At 55.3% G+C, this 16,661-nt stretch carries 12 protein-coding genes; 9 read left to right on the forward strand and 3 right to left on the reverse strand.

Annotated elements, in window-relative coordinates; translation table 11 throughout:
• The first annotated feature begins 156 nt into the window (after positions 1–156).
• Positions 157–522 (forward strand): hydroxyisourate hydrolase, encoded by a 366-nt coding sequence (locus ACUN8C_RS07630; protein ID WP_445621627.1) that lies wholly within the window; start codon positions 157–159, stop codon positions 520–522.
• Between the two features lie 18 nt (positions 523–540).
• Here the strand turns inward: ACUN8C_RS07630 and ACUN8C_RS07635 are convergent, their stop codons facing one another.
• A complete protein-coding gene (locus tag ACUN8C_RS07635; protein WP_445621628.1) occupies positions 541–1,938 on the reverse strand; it encodes a uracil-xanthine permease family protein in 1,398 nt (465 codons plus the stop codon).
• Between the two features lie 78 nt (positions 1,939–2,016).
• Positions 2,017–3,333 (reverse strand): guanine deaminase, encoded by a 1,317-nt coding sequence (gene guaD, locus ACUN8C_RS07640; protein WP_445621629.1) that lies wholly within the window; start codon positions 3,331–3,333, stop codon positions 2,017–2,019.
• A 265-nt stretch (positions 3,334–3,598) separates the two neighbouring features.
• On the opposite strand from guaD, the gene ACUN8C_RS07645 reads away from it, so the two are divergent.
• The 4 genes from ACUN8C_RS07645 (at position 3,599) to gltS (ending at position 10,592) form a co-directional block, all read left to right on the forward strand.
• The gene (locus ACUN8C_RS07645) at positions 3,599–5,305 is read left to right on the forward strand and encodes a methyl-accepting chemotaxis protein (protein WP_445621630.1); all 1,707 of its coding nucleotides are present in this window, start codon (positions 3,599–3,601) and stop codon (positions 5,303–5,305) included.
• A gap of 153 nt (positions 5,306–5,458) precedes the next feature.
• Positions 5,459–7,204: a methyl-accepting chemotaxis protein gene (locus ACUN8C_RS07650; RefSeq protein WP_445621631.1), complete on the forward strand. Its 1,746-nt coding sequence runs from the start codon at positions 5,459–5,461 to the stop codon at positions 7,202–7,204.
• A 162-nt stretch (positions 7,205–7,366) separates the two neighbouring features.
• The gene (locus ACUN8C_RS07655) at positions 7,367–9,112 is read left to right on the forward strand and encodes a methyl-accepting chemotaxis protein (protein ID WP_445621632.1); all 1,746 of its coding nucleotides are present in this window, start codon (positions 7,367–7,369) and stop codon (positions 9,110–9,112) included.
• Between the two features lie 292 nt (positions 9,113–9,404).
• Positions 9,405–10,592 carry a sodium/glutamate symporter gene (gene gltS / locus ACUN8C_RS07660; protein WP_445621633.1) on the forward strand — a complete coding sequence of 396 codons (1,188 nt, stop codon included), beginning with the start codon at positions 9,405–9,407 and terminating at the stop codon, positions 10,590–10,592.
• Between the two features lie 126 nt (positions 10,593–10,718).
• On the opposite strand, the gene ACUN8C_RS07665 is transcribed toward gltS, so the two are convergent.
• The gene (locus tag ACUN8C_RS07665) at positions 10,719–12,173 is read right to left on the reverse strand and encodes an SLC13 family permease (RefSeq protein WP_445621634.1); all 1,455 of its coding nucleotides are present in this window, start codon (positions 12,171–12,173) and stop codon (positions 10,719–10,721) included.
• A 204-nt stretch (positions 12,174–12,377) separates the two neighbouring features.
• Between ACUN8C_RS07665 and galE the strand changes: the two genes are divergently transcribed.
• From galE to ACUN8C_RS07685, 4 genes are all read left to right on the forward strand, one after another.
• A complete protein-coding gene (gene galE / locus ACUN8C_RS07670; RefSeq protein ID WP_445621840.1) occupies positions 12,378–13,388 on the forward strand; it encodes a UDP-glucose 4-epimerase GalE in 1,011 nt (336 codons plus the stop codon).
• A gap of 200 nt (positions 13,389–13,588) precedes the next feature.
• The gene (locus ACUN8C_RS07675; protein WP_445621635.1) at positions 13,589–14,740 is read left to right on the forward strand and encodes a glycosyltransferase family 4 protein; all 1,152 of its coding nucleotides are present in this window, start codon (positions 13,589–13,591) and stop codon (positions 14,738–14,740) included.
• A 114-nt stretch (positions 14,741–14,854) separates the two neighbouring features.
• Entirely contained in the window at positions 14,855–15,319 is a 465-nt protein-coding gene (locus ACUN8C_RS07680) for a DUF2489 domain-containing protein (RefSeq protein ID WP_445621636.1), read from the forward strand.
• A gap of 337 nt (positions 15,320–15,656) precedes the next feature.
• A complete protein-coding gene (locus ACUN8C_RS07685) occupies positions 15,657–16,592 on the forward strand; it encodes an OmpA family protein (RefSeq protein ID WP_445621637.1) in 936 nt (311 codons plus the stop codon).
• Positions 16,593–16,661: the final 69 nt, after the last annotated feature.

Genomic DNA, 16,661 nt, shown 5'->3' on the forward strand with positions numbered 1-16,661 from the left:
CTTGGCCTGGACGAAAGTGATGGCCCGGACCTCTGCTGTCTCGCAGTATCATGAAGGCCGCTGCAATAGTGCATGGGCGGTAAAAGCATCAGTCGATATCGCCCGGCCTCAATGCGATGTTCAATGCAGGGGAAGGCATGTTTTCAGGAGGCGGACATGGCAACGCTGACGACGCGAGTACTGGATCAATACAACGGCATTGCAGTAAAGGGGATGGTGGTGTCGCTTGAGGCGTATGGAGAGGAGGAGCCCATTGCGACGCTTCATACCAATGTTTGCGGAGAACTTGAAGACGTCCTGCTGCAGGATGGCAGTGGCGGACACTACCGGCTCGTCTACCACGTGCGTGACTATTTTCTCGGCCAGGGTGTGGACTGTCCGCTCTTTGATCAGATACCGGTTGAACTGACACTTTCACGTGGTACCAGTGAAGTCATCGTACTGCTGGTAAGCCCCTGGGGATACAACATTCACCGTGACAGCCGAAGCCGTCACGGTAGCCGGGTACCCGCCAGGCGCTGAACATTTTACCCCTTCAGACTATTGCGTATCGGTTGCCTGCCGAGTGGCCGCATGCGCCTGATCTTCTGCCATGGCCTGATCCTCTTCCGTATCCTGATGTTCCGGCAGCACCAGATGCATCAGGATGGCCAGCAGCCCGCCGGTGGTAATGGAGGAGGAGAGCACGCTCTGAACGAGCTCCGGCAGGCCGAAAAGTACCTGAGGCACAAGCTCCACACCCAGTCCGGCGCCCAGGGACAGCGCGATGATCATGACCCGTTTGCGGGTCATGCGCTGCTCGGCCAGCATCCGAATACCTGATACTGCAATCAGACCGAACATCAGCGTGGTAGCCGCACCCAGAACCGGCTGCGGGATCGACTGCAATACCGCCCCCATGGCAGGAATCAACCCCAAAATGACCAGAATGCCGCCCACGAACAGACCGATATGACGACTGGCGACTCCGGTCAAATGGATGATGCCCGTGTTCTGGCTGAACGTGGTATTGGGGAAAGTGTTGAGAACGCCGGCGATCAGTGAGTTGAAGCCGTCACCCAGTACGCCGCCACGAATGCGCTTTTGATACTCGGGGCCACTTGTGGGCAGGTGCGAGGCGCGCGACGAGCCGGTCAGATCGCCAACGGTCTCGATGGCCGTAATGGCAAAGATGAACGCGACCGGTATAAAGGCGGCAATATCGAAGCCCAGACCATAACGTAACGGTTGGGGAAACTGAAAAAGCGGGGCCTGGGCGACGCCACTCAGATCCAGTCGTCCCATCAGGGCTGCCGCAACGCAGCCCGCCAAAAGCCCGACAAAAACGGAGCCCACGCGCAGCATGGGGTGGCGGCTGAGCTGGCACGTCAGCACGACGCCAATCACGATTACTGCGAGCAATAGATTCATGGGGTCGCCGGGGTTATCGGCGCCATGGCCCCCGGCAATGTCGGTTACCCCGACGCTGATCAGACTCAGCCCGATCAGGGTCACCACCACGCCGGTTACCGTCGGTGTAATCACGCGTTTCAGGTGGTGCAATACACTGCCCAGTGCCATTTCGATCAGGCTGCCGGCAATGCAGATGCCAAACAGCACCCCCAGCACTTCGTGATCACTGGCGCCGCGTTCGCGGGCGATCAGTCCTGCCGAGATAAGGGCTGCAACAAAGGAAAAACTGGTGCCCTGTACACACAACAGCCCGGAGCCCAGCGGGCCGAGGCGCTGGGTCTGAATCAGTGTGCTGATACCGGAGACCAGCAGCGCCAGACTGATTAGAAAGGGGGCTTCGCTTTGTAGCCCCAGTGCCCCGGTCACAATAATGGTCGGGGCAATGATGGCGACAAAGCAGGCCAGTACATGCTGGAAGGCGACCAGAAAAGCCGTATGAAACGGCGGACGGTCGCCGTGTCGAAAGATCAGCTCATTGTCATGCATGCAGTGTGTTCCGCGGGTCATTCATGGCGCGCAGGCGCAGGTGATGGAAAGAGGGCGACCGTGATGGTCGCCGGAAAATCAATGAGAGGCGGCCTCATGGAGCTTTTTGCCCATGACATAGGTAGCGCTGATGCAGCGCTCATCACCCAGAATAATCAGGTTGAAAAGCCGCTCCATTAGCGTGGGGCCGTGTCGTTCCTTGCGGGCCAGCATGGGTGTGGCGCGCGGGTTGATCACCACGATATCGGCTTCCATGCCGGGACTCAGGCTGCCGACATGGTGATCAATATCGAGCACCCGAGCGTTACCCAGCGTGTGGGCATAAAAGGCCTGCCAGGGCGTCAGCGGTTGATTGGAAAGCTGCCCCACCTTGTAGGCGTCCTGCAGGGTCTGAAAGGGGCTGAAGCTGGTGCCGGCGCCAATGTCACTGGCAATACCCACGCGGACTTCCTGCTCGCGTGCCTGATGCCAGTCAAATAACCCGCTACCCAGAAACAGATTCGAGCTGGGGCAGAACGCGATGGCGCCGCCGTCATCGGCCAGCCGCTGACGGACATCATCATCAATATGAATGCCATGGGCAAAAATCGCCCGCGGGCGCACCAGCTGGTAGCGTGAATAAACATCCAGGTAGTCACGCGCCTCTGGAAAAAGTGATGCAACCCAGTCAACTTCCTGTCGATTTTCGGATAGATGGGTCTGCAGCACCATGCCGGGGTAGTCACTCAATAATTCACCGGTAGCGGCCAGCTGCTGCGGCGTTGACGTCGGTGCAAAACGGGGCGTAATGGCGTATTCAAGGCGGCCCCGCTCATGCCACTGCTCGATCAGTCGCCGACTGTCACGAATGCCGGTCTCGGGCGTATCGCAAAGCGCTTCGGGTGCGTTGCGGTCCATCATCACCTTGCCGCCCAGCATGCGCATGTTGCGCTCGAGAGCGGCGCTGAAGAAGGCATCAACGGAGGAAGGGTGGCTGGTACAAAAGGCCAACGCCGTGGTGACACCATTGGCCAGAAGCTGTTCCATGAAGGCTTTGGCGATTTCGTCGGCGTAGGCACGGTCGCTGAAACGGCACTCTTCCGGAAACGTGTAGGTATTGAGCCAGTCCAGCAGCTGGCGGCCGTAGGAGGCCGTAATATCCAGCTGGCTGTAGTGAAGGTGGGGATCAATAAAGCCCGGCATGATCAGTTGATCCGGCCAGTGCTCGATGGGCGTACCCTTGGGTAGTGTTTCCAGAAGCGTCTGCGCCGGGCCGCTTTTGAGTATGCGTCCTTCCTGAATCAGGATCAGGCCATCCTGATGATATTCCACACTGCCTGCACGGGGCTCATCGCTTGTTCCTGGATCATCATTGAAGTGCAGGGTCATGCCCCTGAGTGCGTGAAGGCTGCTCATTTCATGGTGTCCATTTTTTCTAATGTCGGTGAAGAAAGCGTCACAGCATGAGGCAACAGGTCATGCCGGTTAGCCCGGGGAGCTTCGAATCATGTGGTGAGCTGTCGGACGTTATGACGTTTATCCCAGCAGCATCCAGGTTAAAACTATCAGGGTCATTATTTTAATAAATATTAATATAGCCCGTTTTATCAAGCAGCGCTGACAGCAGGTCGATAGGAATTACAGCATCCGAGGCACCCCCTCTTTCCTGGAGAATCCTATCATGCTGGGCCTGAATCGTAGCGTCAGATATAAATTGATAGGCAATGTCATCATGACAGCGCTCTTCATGCTGGTCATTGGTGTCGCCGGTATCGTCGGCATGAAGTCGGCAGATCACAATCTTGAGTACGTCTATAGTAAAAACGTTCTTCCCATGCAGACTTTGGCAAGCGTGAGATCCAATCTTTATGCCTCTCGGGTTGATTTCATGCGTATCCAGATCGATGAAAACGCTAACTCGGCCCGCGAACTGCTCTCTCGCTATAACAGCGATTATCAGGAAAAAAGCAACCAGCAGTGGAAAACCTATACCTCTCAGTTTATTGATTCACCTGAAGAGCAGGCGCTTGCGGCTAATATTACGCCGGCGCTGGCCGCATATTGGCAAAACTATGATCAGTTTCTGCGTAACATGGCTGGCGGCGTCTTTCCTACTCCTGAGGACATGACGCAGTTCCGCGATACCTTTCAAATGGTTGCCAATGGTGTGGCCAGCGCGCTCAGCACTAATGTGGCAGAAGCAGAAGGGGCTTATGTCGCCAGCAATCAAAGTTCGCATGTGTCTTTTGTTTCAATCCTGATGGTGATCGGGGTCGCATTTCTGGCCATGGGCACGATCGCCTGGCTTTTGATTCGCGGCATCATGGCGCCGCTCAAGCGGGCCAGTGAAGTGTCAGAGTCCATCGCCCAGGGCGATTTGAACAATCATATCGAGGTAAAGGGTCGCGATGAGTTCGCCACCCTGCTGCAGAGCCTGGGCGCCATGCAAAGGCAGCTCGCTCATGTGGTCAACGATGTCCGCGTCAATGCCGAGTCAGTGGGCTCTGCCTCCAGCCAGATTGCCTCCGGCAACGATGACCTGTCACGTCGTACCCAGGAACAGGCGGCAAGCCTTGAAGAAACGGCGGCGTCGATGGAGGAGATGACCTCGACCGTTAAACAGAACGCCGATAACGCCGCTCAGGCCAATCAGCTGGCGCTTAATGTGCGCCAGCAGGCCCGCGACGGTAGTCAGGTGGTCGAGCAGACAACACTGGCCATGAATGACATCAGTACCTCAAGCCAGAAGATTGCCGAAATTGTCGGGCTGATCGACTCGATTGCCTTCCAGACTAACCTGCTGGCTCTTAATGCGGCGGTCGAAGCTGCACGTGCCGGTGAGCAGGGCCGTGGTTTTGCGGTCGTGGCCAGCGAGGTACGCACGCTTTCAAGCCGCAGTGCCGACGCTGCCCGAGAGATCAAGGCGCTGGTCAATGACAGCGTGGCCAAGGTGTCCAATGGCGCCGAGCTGGTGAACCGGTCAGGCCAAACGCTGGGCAGTATCGTCGAGAGCATCAACAAGATGACCGACATCGTGGCCGAGATTGCCGCAGCCAGCCGTGAACAGTCGACCGGTATCGAGCAGGTCAATCAGGCCATCTCGCAGATGGACAGCGTGACTCAGCAGAATGCCGCGCTGGTGGAAGAAGCGGCCGCAGCCAGTCGTTCGATGGAACACAGTGCGCGGGTGCTTCGTGAGCAGGTCGCATTCTTCAAGGTGGATCAGGGCCAGGCAACACATGCCCTGGCATCGGCTCCAGGACTTATGAGCCATGAATATGCCGATAAGGCACAAGGGTCATTAAAGCGTCCAGCCACCGCTGCGAAGAAAACAGCTCCGCTTCGCAAGACTGAAGTTGAGCACGAAGATGAGTGGGCGACCTTTTAAACGATTCGAAACCTTCGCCGGCCAGGGCCGCCCATATGGGCGGCTTTATATTTTTCAAGAAAGCCGGATTAACTTCAGAAGCCTTCTCTACAGCCGTTATAAGTCTCAAGCGGCCTTCAGGCCGTCCCTTTTGATTACTCGGGAGTGGTCAGCATGTTCGGCCTGAATCGAAGTGTGAAATACAAGCTTGTGGCCACCATGATTGTCATGGGGGTGTTCATGGTCATTATCGGGGTTGCCGGCGTATTTGGCATGCAGCGCAGCAATGCCAATCTTGAGTCCGTCTACAAGACCAACGTTCTGCCCATGCAGAATCTCGCCGCCATTCGAAAAAATATTAACTGGTCCCGAATTGACTCTTTCAAGGCACGGGCTGACAGGAATCCCCAGACTGCCGCCACACTTTTAAGCAGTTATGAACAGCAGTACAAAAATGACACGGACCGCCTCTGGCAGACGTACAGCACCACACAGGTGACTTCGCCAGATGAGAGAGCGGTTGCTGACAAACTGGGCCCATTGCTGACGACCTACTGGACCCTGTATCAGCAGGTAGGGCGTGACATGAGTCAGGGGATATTCGAATTGACCCCGACCATTCAGCAAACGCGCGAGAATTTCGAAAGCCTGTCGGCAGAGCTGGAGACCCTTTTAAAGCTCAACGCCCGGCAGTCAGAGCTTTCCTATAACAATGGCATCGCAGCGGCTTCGCAATCCATCGGGGTCATCGTTGCTGCCATTGTGCTGGCACTAATACTCATGACGGCGATTGCCTGGGTACTGATTCGCGGCATCATGGCGCCGCTCAAGCGGGCCAGTGAAGTCTCCGAATCCATCGCTCAGGGCGATCTGGACAATCATATCGAAGCGAAGGGTCATGACGAGTTCGCCACCCTGCTGCACAGTCTGGGCGCCATGCAAAAGCAGCTCGCCCATGTGGTCAACGATGTCCGCGTCAATGCCGAGTCGGTGGGCTCTGCCTCCAGCCAGATTGCGTCCGGCAACGATGACTTGTCACGTCGTACCCAGGAACAGGCCGCAAGCCTTGAAGAAACAGCGGCGTCGATGGAAGAGATGACCTCGACCGTCAAACAGAACGCCGACAACGCCGCTCAGGCCAATCAGCTGGCGCTCAATGTGCGCCAGCAGGCCCGCGACGGCAGTCAGGTGGTCGAGCAGACGACGCTGGCCATGAATGACATCAGCGCCTCGAGCCAGAAGATTGCCGAGATTGTCGGGCTGATCGACTCGATCGCCTTTCAGACCAATTTGCTGGCCCTCAACGCGGCGGTAGAAGCTGCTCGTGCCGGTGAGCAGGGCCGCGGTTTTGCGGTCGTGGCCAGTGAAGTGCGAACGCTTTCGAGCCGCAGCGCCGACGCTGCCCGCGAGATCAAGACACTGGTTAATGACAGCGTGGCCAAGGTGGCCAACGGTGCCGAACTGGTCAACCGTTCGGGTCAGACGCTGGGTGGTATCGTTGAAAGCATCAACAAGATGACCGACATCGTGGCCGAGATTGCCGCGGCCAGCCGTGAACAGTCCACCGGTATCGATCAGGTCAATCAGGCCATTTCTCAGATGGACAGCGTGACCCAGCAGAACGCCGCACTGGTAGAAGAAGCGGCCGCAGCGAGCCGTTCGATGGAACACAGTGCACGGGTCCTGCGTGAACAGGTGGCATTTTTCAAGGTCTCCAATCGCTCGGCAATGGGGCACTCTACCGTGCCGGTCGCCAGTCGGATCATGGAAAGGTCGGTTGGTCATAAACCGTCGACATCGGCTGCTTCAACGCATTCGACGGCCCCCAGAGCTTCTACCGAGCTTAAAACGCCGGCAAAGGGCCAGAGCTACAAGGCACCCGCGGCCACCAGCGATGCCGATGAGTGGGAAACCTTCTAGTGGATGGCAAATCCAGTTCAGTATCAGAGGCCGCCTTCGGGCGGCCTTTTTTTTAAAAGGGATTTTGGAGCCCTCAGGTTACGCCAGAGTTTGCCGTTATAAAGGTCACTCGACCCACCAGGTCGTTATTAACCTTTCGAAGCCATCGGGGAGTGGGTCCAAATGTTTGGGCTAAATCGTAGTGTGAAATACAAGCTTGTGGCGACCATGGTCGTCATGGGCATTTTCATGGTGGTTATTGGCACTGCTGGTGTGTTCGGCATGAAACTCAGCAACCGCAATCTGGAATCGGTCTACAAGACCAATGTTTTGCCCTTGCAAAATCTTTCCGATATTAGAAAAAACATCAGCTGGTCCCGAATTGACTCTTTCAAGGTGCGCGCAGACAGAAATCCTCAAAGCGGAGTTACGGTTTTGAGTGAGTATGAACAGAAGTATAAAAACGATACGGATCGACTCTGGCAGACATACAGCACCACACAGGTGACCTCACCGGAAGAAAGGGCTATAGCCGACAGGCTTGCACCCTTGTTGACGGCCTACTGGACACTGTATCAGCAGGTAAACCGCGACATGAGTCAGGGGGAGTTCGGATTTACCCCGACCATTCAGCAAACGCGCGAGAATTTCGAAGCCTTATCGAAAGAGCTTGAAAGCCTTTTGAAAATCAATGCCGAACAGGCCGAACAGTCTTACGGCAATGGCATCGCAGCGGCTTCGCAATCCATCGGCATCATTATTGCTGCCATTGTACTGGCACTGGTGCTCATGACGGTGATTGCCTGGGTACTGATTCGCGGCATTATGGCCCCACTCAAGCGGGCCAGTGAAGTCTCCGAATCCATCGCTCAGGGCGATCTGGACAATCATATCGAAGCGAAGGGTCATGACGAGTTCGCCACCCTGCTGCACAGTCTGGGCGCCATGCAAAAGCAGCTCGCCCATGTGGTCAACGATGTCCGCGTCAATGCCGAGTCGGTGGGCTCTGCCTCCAGCCAGATTGCGTCCGGCAACGATGACCTGTCACGTCGTACCCAGGAACAGGCCGCAAGCCTTGAAGAAACGGCGGCGTCGATGGAAGAGATGACCTCGACCGTCAAACAGAACGCCGACAACGCCGCTCAGGCCAATCAGCTGGCGCTCAATGTGCGCCAGCAGGCCCGCGACGGCAGTCAGGTGGTCGAGCAGACGACGCTGGCCATGAATGACATCAGCACCTCGAGCCAGAAGATTGCCGAGATTGTCGGGCTGATCGACTCGATCGCCTTTCAGACCAATTTGCTGGCCCTCAACGCGGCGGTAGAAGCGGCTCGTGCCGGTGAGCAGGGCCGCGGTTTTGCGGTCGTGGCCAGTGAAGTGCGAACGCTTTCGAGCCGCAGCGCCGACGCTGCCCGCGAGATCAAGACACTGGTCAATGACAGCGTGGCCAAGGTGGCCAACGGTGCCGAACTGGTCAACCGTTCGGGTCAGACGCTGGGTGGTATCGTTGAAAGCATCAACAAGATGACCGACATCGTGGCCGAGATTGCCGCGGCCAGCCGTGAACAGTCCACCGGTATCGATCAGGTCAACCAGGCCATCTCTCAGATGGACAGCGTGACCCAGCAGAACGCCGCACTGGTAGAAGAAGCGGCCGCAGCGAGCCGTTCGATGGAACACAGTGCACGGGTCCTGCGTGAACAGGTGGCATTTTTCAAGGTCTCCAATCGCTCGGCAATGGGGCACTCTACCGTGCCGGTCGCCAGTCGGATCATGGAAAGGTCGGTTGGCCATAAACCGTCGACATCGGCTGCTTCAAAGCATTCGACGGCCCCCAGAGCTTCTACCGAGCTTAAAACACCGGCAAAGAGCCAGAACTACAAGGCACCTGCTGCCACCAGTGATGCCGATGAGTGGGAAACCTTTTAGCAGGAGTGATTGCTGACAGGTAATGAATAGAAGGATCGCCGCGCAAGCGGCGATCCTTTTTTATGTCATGACTGATCGATGAATATGAGCAAAATCGTATTTAACAAGAAGAGACCCTGTACTCTGGGAACAAGGGTTTAATCGAAGCAGAATCCTGTTTTGCATGGAGTGAAGAATCGCGAAACCGCAGGCATCATCCATGAGGCTGGGTCCGAAAGGGGCGCATGACTTATACTCGGGCCTGCCTTTCTGGCGTTGCAGTGTGTGACATCAATAACTTACAGGAATCATTATGACGCCGGGTCCCATAACGACGCTCTTTATCGCCATTGTGGTGCTGGTGCTTGGCCAGCAGTGCGTCAAGCATGTGCGCTTTCTGCGTGAATTCAATATACCGGTACCGGTGGTTGGTGGCCTTCTTGCCACGCTTGTGGTCACCGCATTGCGGGGTTTTGGGATCGAAATCACCTTTTTTGGTGGCCTTCAGGAACCCTTCATGCTGGTTTTTTTCGCCTCGGTCGGCCTTTCCGCCAATTTCGGTCTGATCCGTGCTGGTGGCTCGAAATTGCTGATTTTCTTCGCGCTCGTGGTGGGCCTGCTGATATTGCAAAACATCGTAGGGGTCGGTATTGCCACCCTGTTTGGCTTGTCACCCGTAATGGGGCTGCTTGGTGGGTCGATCACCATGTCTGGAGGGCACGGCACCGGGGCGGCGTGGGCCGAGGTGTTCACCAACAATTATGGGGTTGAAAGTGCCATGGCGCTGGCAATGGCTGCGGCAACATTCGGGCTGGTGTTTGGCTCTCTGGTGGGCGGGCCTACAGCGTCATTTTTGATTCGACGGGCCCGGAAAAAGGGGATGAAAATTGAAAGTGATGATCAGGCCGATGTCGCTGATCTTGCTGGCAAGGATGAACGAACTGACGTGGGCAGCATGATTCGTGTGCTGTGCTGTCTCTTTGCAGGGCTTGTGGCCGGCACCTTTTTTCATGGCGTCCTTGAAAATACGCCGTTCAGCCTGCCGACCTTCGTATGGGTGCTGTTTTCCTGCGTGATTATCGGCAATGTGCTCCGCATCAGCCGGATTTACCATGTCAATGATGATGCCAATAACACGGTCGGTAACGTGGCGCTTTCCGTGTTTCTGGCGCTGGCGCTGATGAACCTCAAGCTATGGGATCTCGCTAATCTCGCTCTGCCCATGCTGGTTATTTTGATGGTGCAGGTGGCACTGGTCTTTTTCTATACCACGCAGGTGACCTTCAGGGTCATGGGGGGCGGCTATGATGCTGCTGTTCTGGTGGCAGGCAACTGCGGTTTTGCCATGGGCGCGACGCCCACCGCCATTGCCAACATGCAGGCGGTAACCGAACGATTCGGCCCTTCACGGCTGGCCTTCATTATTGTCCCGGTTGTCGGTGGATTTTTGATCGATATCGCCAATGCCTTGATCATTAAGGGGTTTCTGTTCTTTACGTGAAATGACCTCCTTTTGTGCCCGCGGCGAAAGGGAGTGAACGTCTGTTTCTAACAACAATAAAAAGCTGTCATATAAAAAAGCCGTCTGCCAGCAGCAGACGGCTTTTTTGATTGGGTAGTCAGGCGCTTACCAGAGCAGGGACACAAGCATATATACCAGCAGTGTGATGATGACGGTGCCGGCAAGATTCAAAAACAGGCCGGCGCGAATCATGGATTGAATTTTCATCTGGCCGGTTGCGAACACGATAGCGTTGGGGGGGGTTGCGACAGGCATCATGAAGGCGCAGCTTGCAGCGATCGCCGCTGGCACGGTAATTAGCAGTGGCGAGAGCCCCAGAGAAATGGCCAGTGCGCCCAGCAACGGCAAAAAGGCGGCAGCGGTGGCGGTGTTGGAGGTGACTTCTGTCAGGAAGATGATCACCAGTACGACAATGGCAATCAGCCCGATCAGCGGGAGAACCGAAAACAGCGAAAGCTGCTCTGCAATCCAGGACGCAAGTCCTGAGCTCTGAATAATGCCGGCCAGCGCCAGTCCGCCACCGAATAGCAGCAGTACGCCCCAGGGGAGCGATGCTGAGCTTTCCCAGTCCATGAGCTTTTCTTTTTTGCTGGTGCCCGACGGCGTCAAAAAGAGGCCAATGCCCACTGTCATGGCAATGGTGGTATCGCTGAGCCAGTCAAGACCAAGATTGTTGAGAAGGGGACGAACAATCCAGGCAGCAGCGGCGACCAGAAAGGCAATGCCGACCCTTTTTTCGGCCGAACTCATGGCGCCCAGTTTGGCCAGTTCTTCTTTCAAAAGGTTGTCACCGGCATCGTCCTGCCCAAGATCAAAGCCTTCCCGGGTCAGCCACCACCAGGCCAGAAGCATCATGGCAATGGATACCGGCAAGCCAACGATCATCCATTGAGCAAAGCCAATATCGATATTCTGGTTATTGGACAGATAGCCGGCCAGCAGCGCATTGGGCGGTGTGCCTATTAATGTGGCAACCCCGCCGATACTGGCGGAATAGGCGATTGCCAGTAGCAGGGTCGTTGCGTATCGACGTACTTCGCTTTCATTGCTGGTAGAGAGCAGGGCGATGACAGAGGTACCAATAGGCAGCATCATGATGGCTGTTGCCGTATTGGAAACCCACATGCTGATAAATCCCGTGGCCAGCATGAACCCGCCAATCTGGCGTTTGGGGTCAGACCCCACAATAATCAGGATTCGCAATGCAATGCGACGATGCAGATTCCAGCGCTGCATGGCCAGACCCAGCAGGAAGCCACCCAAAAAGAGGTAAATGATGGGATCTGCATAGGCCGAAGTAACGTCTTTAAGGCTCCCGATGCCCATGGCAGGGGCCAGAATGATGGGCAGCAGTGAGGTCGCCGGAATGGGAATGGCTTCTGTAGACCACCACGTGGCCATCAGAAGCGCCAGACCAATACAGTGCCAGGCGCTACCCGACATGCCTTGTGGCGCGGGTATAATCAATACCATCAAAACCCATAGCAGGCCCAGCCAAAGGCCGATGACAGGTGCCTTGCCTGAGGAGGGCTGGTCGGTATCGGTCGTTGTATCGGGCATTGTTTTTTCTCGGTATCAGAACAGGAAAACGGAAGACGCGCGAATAACCGATGGGTCAGCATAAACCCTCGTCTTTATTCATGTTTATAATGAAGTATAAGACGATTGTATTTGCCCCTTTCGTCGACCATGACCATCGATTTTTTGTGCACAATCATTGTGCATCCAGCCATCTTATTGACTCACACATCAAGGGGAGGACAAATGATTCTTGTCACCGGAGGAGCAGGCTATATTGGTTCGCATACGGTGCTGGCGCTGCTGGAAGCAGGTCAGGACGTATTGGTGTTGGATAATTTTTGCAATGCCAATAAAAAATCCTTGGAAAGAGTCAATGCACTGACAGGCAAGGAAGTGCAATGGATTGAAGGGGACATTCGGGACGCCTCATTGCTCGATGATGTTTTCGGCCAGCACGAGATTGACTCGGTCATTCACTTTGCCGGGCTCAAGGCTGTAGGGGAAAGCGTTCAAAAGCCGCTCGATTATTTCGATAACAATGTCAACGGCACGCTTGTCCTTTGCGGTGCCATGTCACGTGCTGGCGTCAGGAAAATGGTGTTTAGCTCCTCTGCCACCGTTTATGGCGACCCGTCATCGGTCCCTATCAATGAAGATTTCCCCACTGCGGCGACCAATCCCTATGGCCGCTCCAAGTTGATGGTCGAAGAGATTCTGCAGGACCTTGCTGTCTCGGATCCGCAGTGGCGCATTTCCGTACTGCGCTATTTCAACCCGGTCGGTGCCCATGACAGCGGCATGATCGGTGAAGACCCCAACGGCATCCCCAATAACCTGGTGCCCTTTGTCAGCCAAGTGGCGATCGGTCGCCGCGAAGTGCTGTCTGTATTTGGCAATGATTATGACACTACTGATGGCACGGGCGTTCGCGACTACATCCACGTCACGGATCTGGCGCAAGGGCATTTGAAGGCGCTTGAGTATCTGTCCAGACATGATGGAGTGCATACCTTCAACCTTGGAACCGGCAAGGGTTACAGCGTACTTGAAGTCGTGCAGGCCTTTGAAAAGGCAAGTGACCGGAAAGTCGCCTATGAGTTTCATCCTCGGCGTGCCGGTGATATCGCACGTTGTTACGCCGACCCGGCCCATGCCGAAGAGGTACTTGGTTGGACAGCCGAGTTTGGTATTGAAAAAATGATGGCAGATACCTGGCGCTGGCAACAGAAAAACCCCAATGGGTATCGTGATTAAAGCCCTCATGATTCGGGGGGCATGACGTGACCCAATCTGGGGCCACAAGCGAATGAGTGGTCCGGGAAAAGCCTGGTGTTACCATGATGGCCAACCGGTCATGCATAGTGGCCGGGCACTGGCGCCAATGCGCTGACGCAGGTGTCGGCGCGGTGGATGTTCATTACTGCCAGTGAAAACATCTTCGCTGATAATGCTGTTTGAGTGCCTTTCAAATGACGGAACATGCAAGACCTCTGGCCGCCATAGCCATCCGCCAGGTAGAAAAAAGTACCGGTGCAAGTCGCAATGCACTTGAACAGACGGCCGCATTGATCGCCCTGGGCTATCAGGTCGTGATCATCGCTGAGAGAGGTAATGCCGCTCTGGTAGAGCGTGCGGGTGCAAAACTTGTGAAAACCTGGCGTTGGCCATTCAAGGGGGCACGCCGTCGATTCTGGTTCAATCGTCGTGTTCAGACATGGGTGAGTCGACATTCACCGGCTCTGCTGATCAGCCATGGCGATGTGGAAACGCCTGATGTGGTGTATCTGCATAACTGTGTGCATCTGGCGAGTCAGGCCATACATGGGCGTGCGCTGCCAGAGCATCATGAAGTGGCTGCCATCCATGATCATGTGCTCAGGGGCAAGCGCTTTCGTCGAGTTGCCGTCAATTCAAAAATGATGGGCAACGATCTGATAACCCGTTACGACATCGCGCCTGACAGAATCGATATCAGCTATCCCGGTTATGATCCCGCGCAGTTCAACCCGGAGCGAGCCCATGCTGGCAGAGAAGATGTTCGTCAGTCTCTGGGCGTGGCACCCGATGATTTTTTGGTAGGGGTGGTCACTTCGGGCAATTTCACAAAACGTAATGTTGAAGGCTTTGTGAAGCTGGCCGCCGAGCTTGATCAAATGCTGCCTGACCGCTGTCGTTTTCTTGTTGTTGGCAAGGATGATGCATCTTCGTTCCAGCATTTGGCTCAAAGGCTTGGTATTGCCGAGCGGTTTATCTGGCGCTCTACCGTAAGCGAAGTGGAGAAATTGTACGGGGCACTGGATATTTTTATGTTGCCTGCACACATCGAAGAATTTGGACGCGTTGCACTGGAGACCATGGCATGCGGTACGCCGGTCATGCTTTCATCCGGCGTCGGGTGTGCCGAGATTCTGGAAAATCGCTATCCGGAACTTGTACTCGACGCCATGGATACTCGGAAATGGGCACAAAATGCCCATGAGCTTCTTGAGAACAGTGACAGGCGCCATGTGTTGAGCGAGGAATTATCAGTACTTGCAAGAAACTATTCCCATAAGCAGCAGCAGGAAAAACTGATTGCCGAGTTCAAGGCATTAGGCGCTGAATAAACTGACGTGTTGCCAATGCTGTTCCCCTGTGACTATTTGCCTTTGAATGCATGCCTATCAGTGCAGTCTTCATGAGATGTATCGGCAGACCAATACTGAGGAGGGATATTTATCGTGTCACACATCTGGGCAATGACGCTTTTATGCATGGCACTGGTGATTGTCGGCGTTTTACTGTTGATCATCTGGCGCATGTCCCGCGAGCTGCGTCGACGTCGAGAGCATCAGGTTCAGGAGCAGGCACAAGCCGAATATCAGTGCCTGTCCAATCTCAACGTTATAGGTCGGGCCATGCAGGAAGGCCAGATGGACCTCATGGAAGGATGTCTGCGCGCCCGGGTCATTATCGATATTCTTGATACCGGTTGGTGGAAGGATGATGAACTGGCAGTGATTGCGCAGGTCAGCGATAGCGCCTCGCATTTGCATACCCATCAGGCGCGCTCGGCACTGACGGCGCGCGAAAGAATGCAGGAAGACCGGCATAGACTGCAGGTTGTCAACGAACACGAAACGGCTATTCTTCAGGCTGCGCGCAAGTTGGTAGGTCGAACGGATAACGTTCTGGCGCATCGATAAAGTATATTCAGGGCATGATTTATTTTTTTGAAGTTCGAAACAATTAACCTGAAATTTAATCAATGCAATAAACAGCGTTTGACTTTCATCGCTTTCAGTGCGAAAACAGTGTTCGAATACGTCACAATGGATTGCCTGTGACGCGTTTTTCATCATGGCATCGTGTAGTTGTTTCGAGTGACCAAAGCAGGGTGGTCAATAGCGTGTTCCAATGCCTCTCGCGTGCTTTTTCTGGCAGTAGAAGAAAAACTTTCTAGAGCTGTTGGCGTTGCCTATACTCGGAACCGCTTAGTAACAACATCGTTGCCCTAGCGTTGCAAAAAAGAAGGAGTCTTGCATGAATAAATCAACAACTGGCTTGCTGCTGGGATCTGCTCTCGTAATGGGTCTCGCTGGCTGCGCCAGCTCAGGTTCTCAATCCTCTGGCGCTTCTTCCAGCGGCGATTCCTGGTACTCTTCTCCTTTCGTCTGCGGTCTGGCTGGTGGCCTGATCGGTGGTGGCCTCGGTTACGGTGTCAGCAGCAATGACGATGAAGAGACCGGTGCTGCCGTCGGCGCAACTGCCGGTGCAACAGCAGGTGCCCTGCTTTGCTCGGGTGGCGATAGCCGTGAAATGGATTCTGACAACGATGGCGTGCCGGATTCTCGTGATGAGTGCCCGGGTACACCTGCCGGCGTTGCCGTTGATGCCAAGGGCTGCCCGATCGATACTGACGGTGACGGCGTGCCGGACTATCTCGACCAGTGCCCGGGTACTCCGGCTGGTGTAGAAGTCGATTCACGCGGCTGCCCGCTGGATTCCGATGGTGACGGCGTTCCGGACTATCAGGATCAGTGCCCGGATACCCCGGCCGGTACTCAGGTCAATGCACTGGGCTGCCCGGCAGCACTGGTATTGCGCGACGTCAACTTCGAGTTTGACTCCGCCAAGCTGACCTCCAACGCCGAGCAGACGCTCAACGACGTTGCAGAGAAGCTGAACAGCAACGAACAGGTTCGCGTTCGTCTGGAAGGCCACACCGACTCCGTTGGTAGCGCTTCCTACAACAAGAACCTGTCTCAGCGTCGTGCAGAGTCCGTACGTGACTACCTGACTTCTCAGGGCGTTTCCGCTGATCGTATGGAAGCTCTCGGCTTTGGTGAAGAGCGTCCGGTAGCCAGCAACGATACTGCTGAAGGCCGCGCAGAAAACCGTCGTACTGAAGTACACCCGCTGGGTGACGATGGTCAGGTCATGGATCGTACTGGTCAGAACGGTGCCAGCGCTCAGTAAATTTTACTGATCTGCACCTGACCAAAGAGGGCGCTTCGGCGCCCTCTTTTTTTATATGATTTTATATAA

The organism is Kushneria sp. Sum13 (assembly GCF_052692355.1).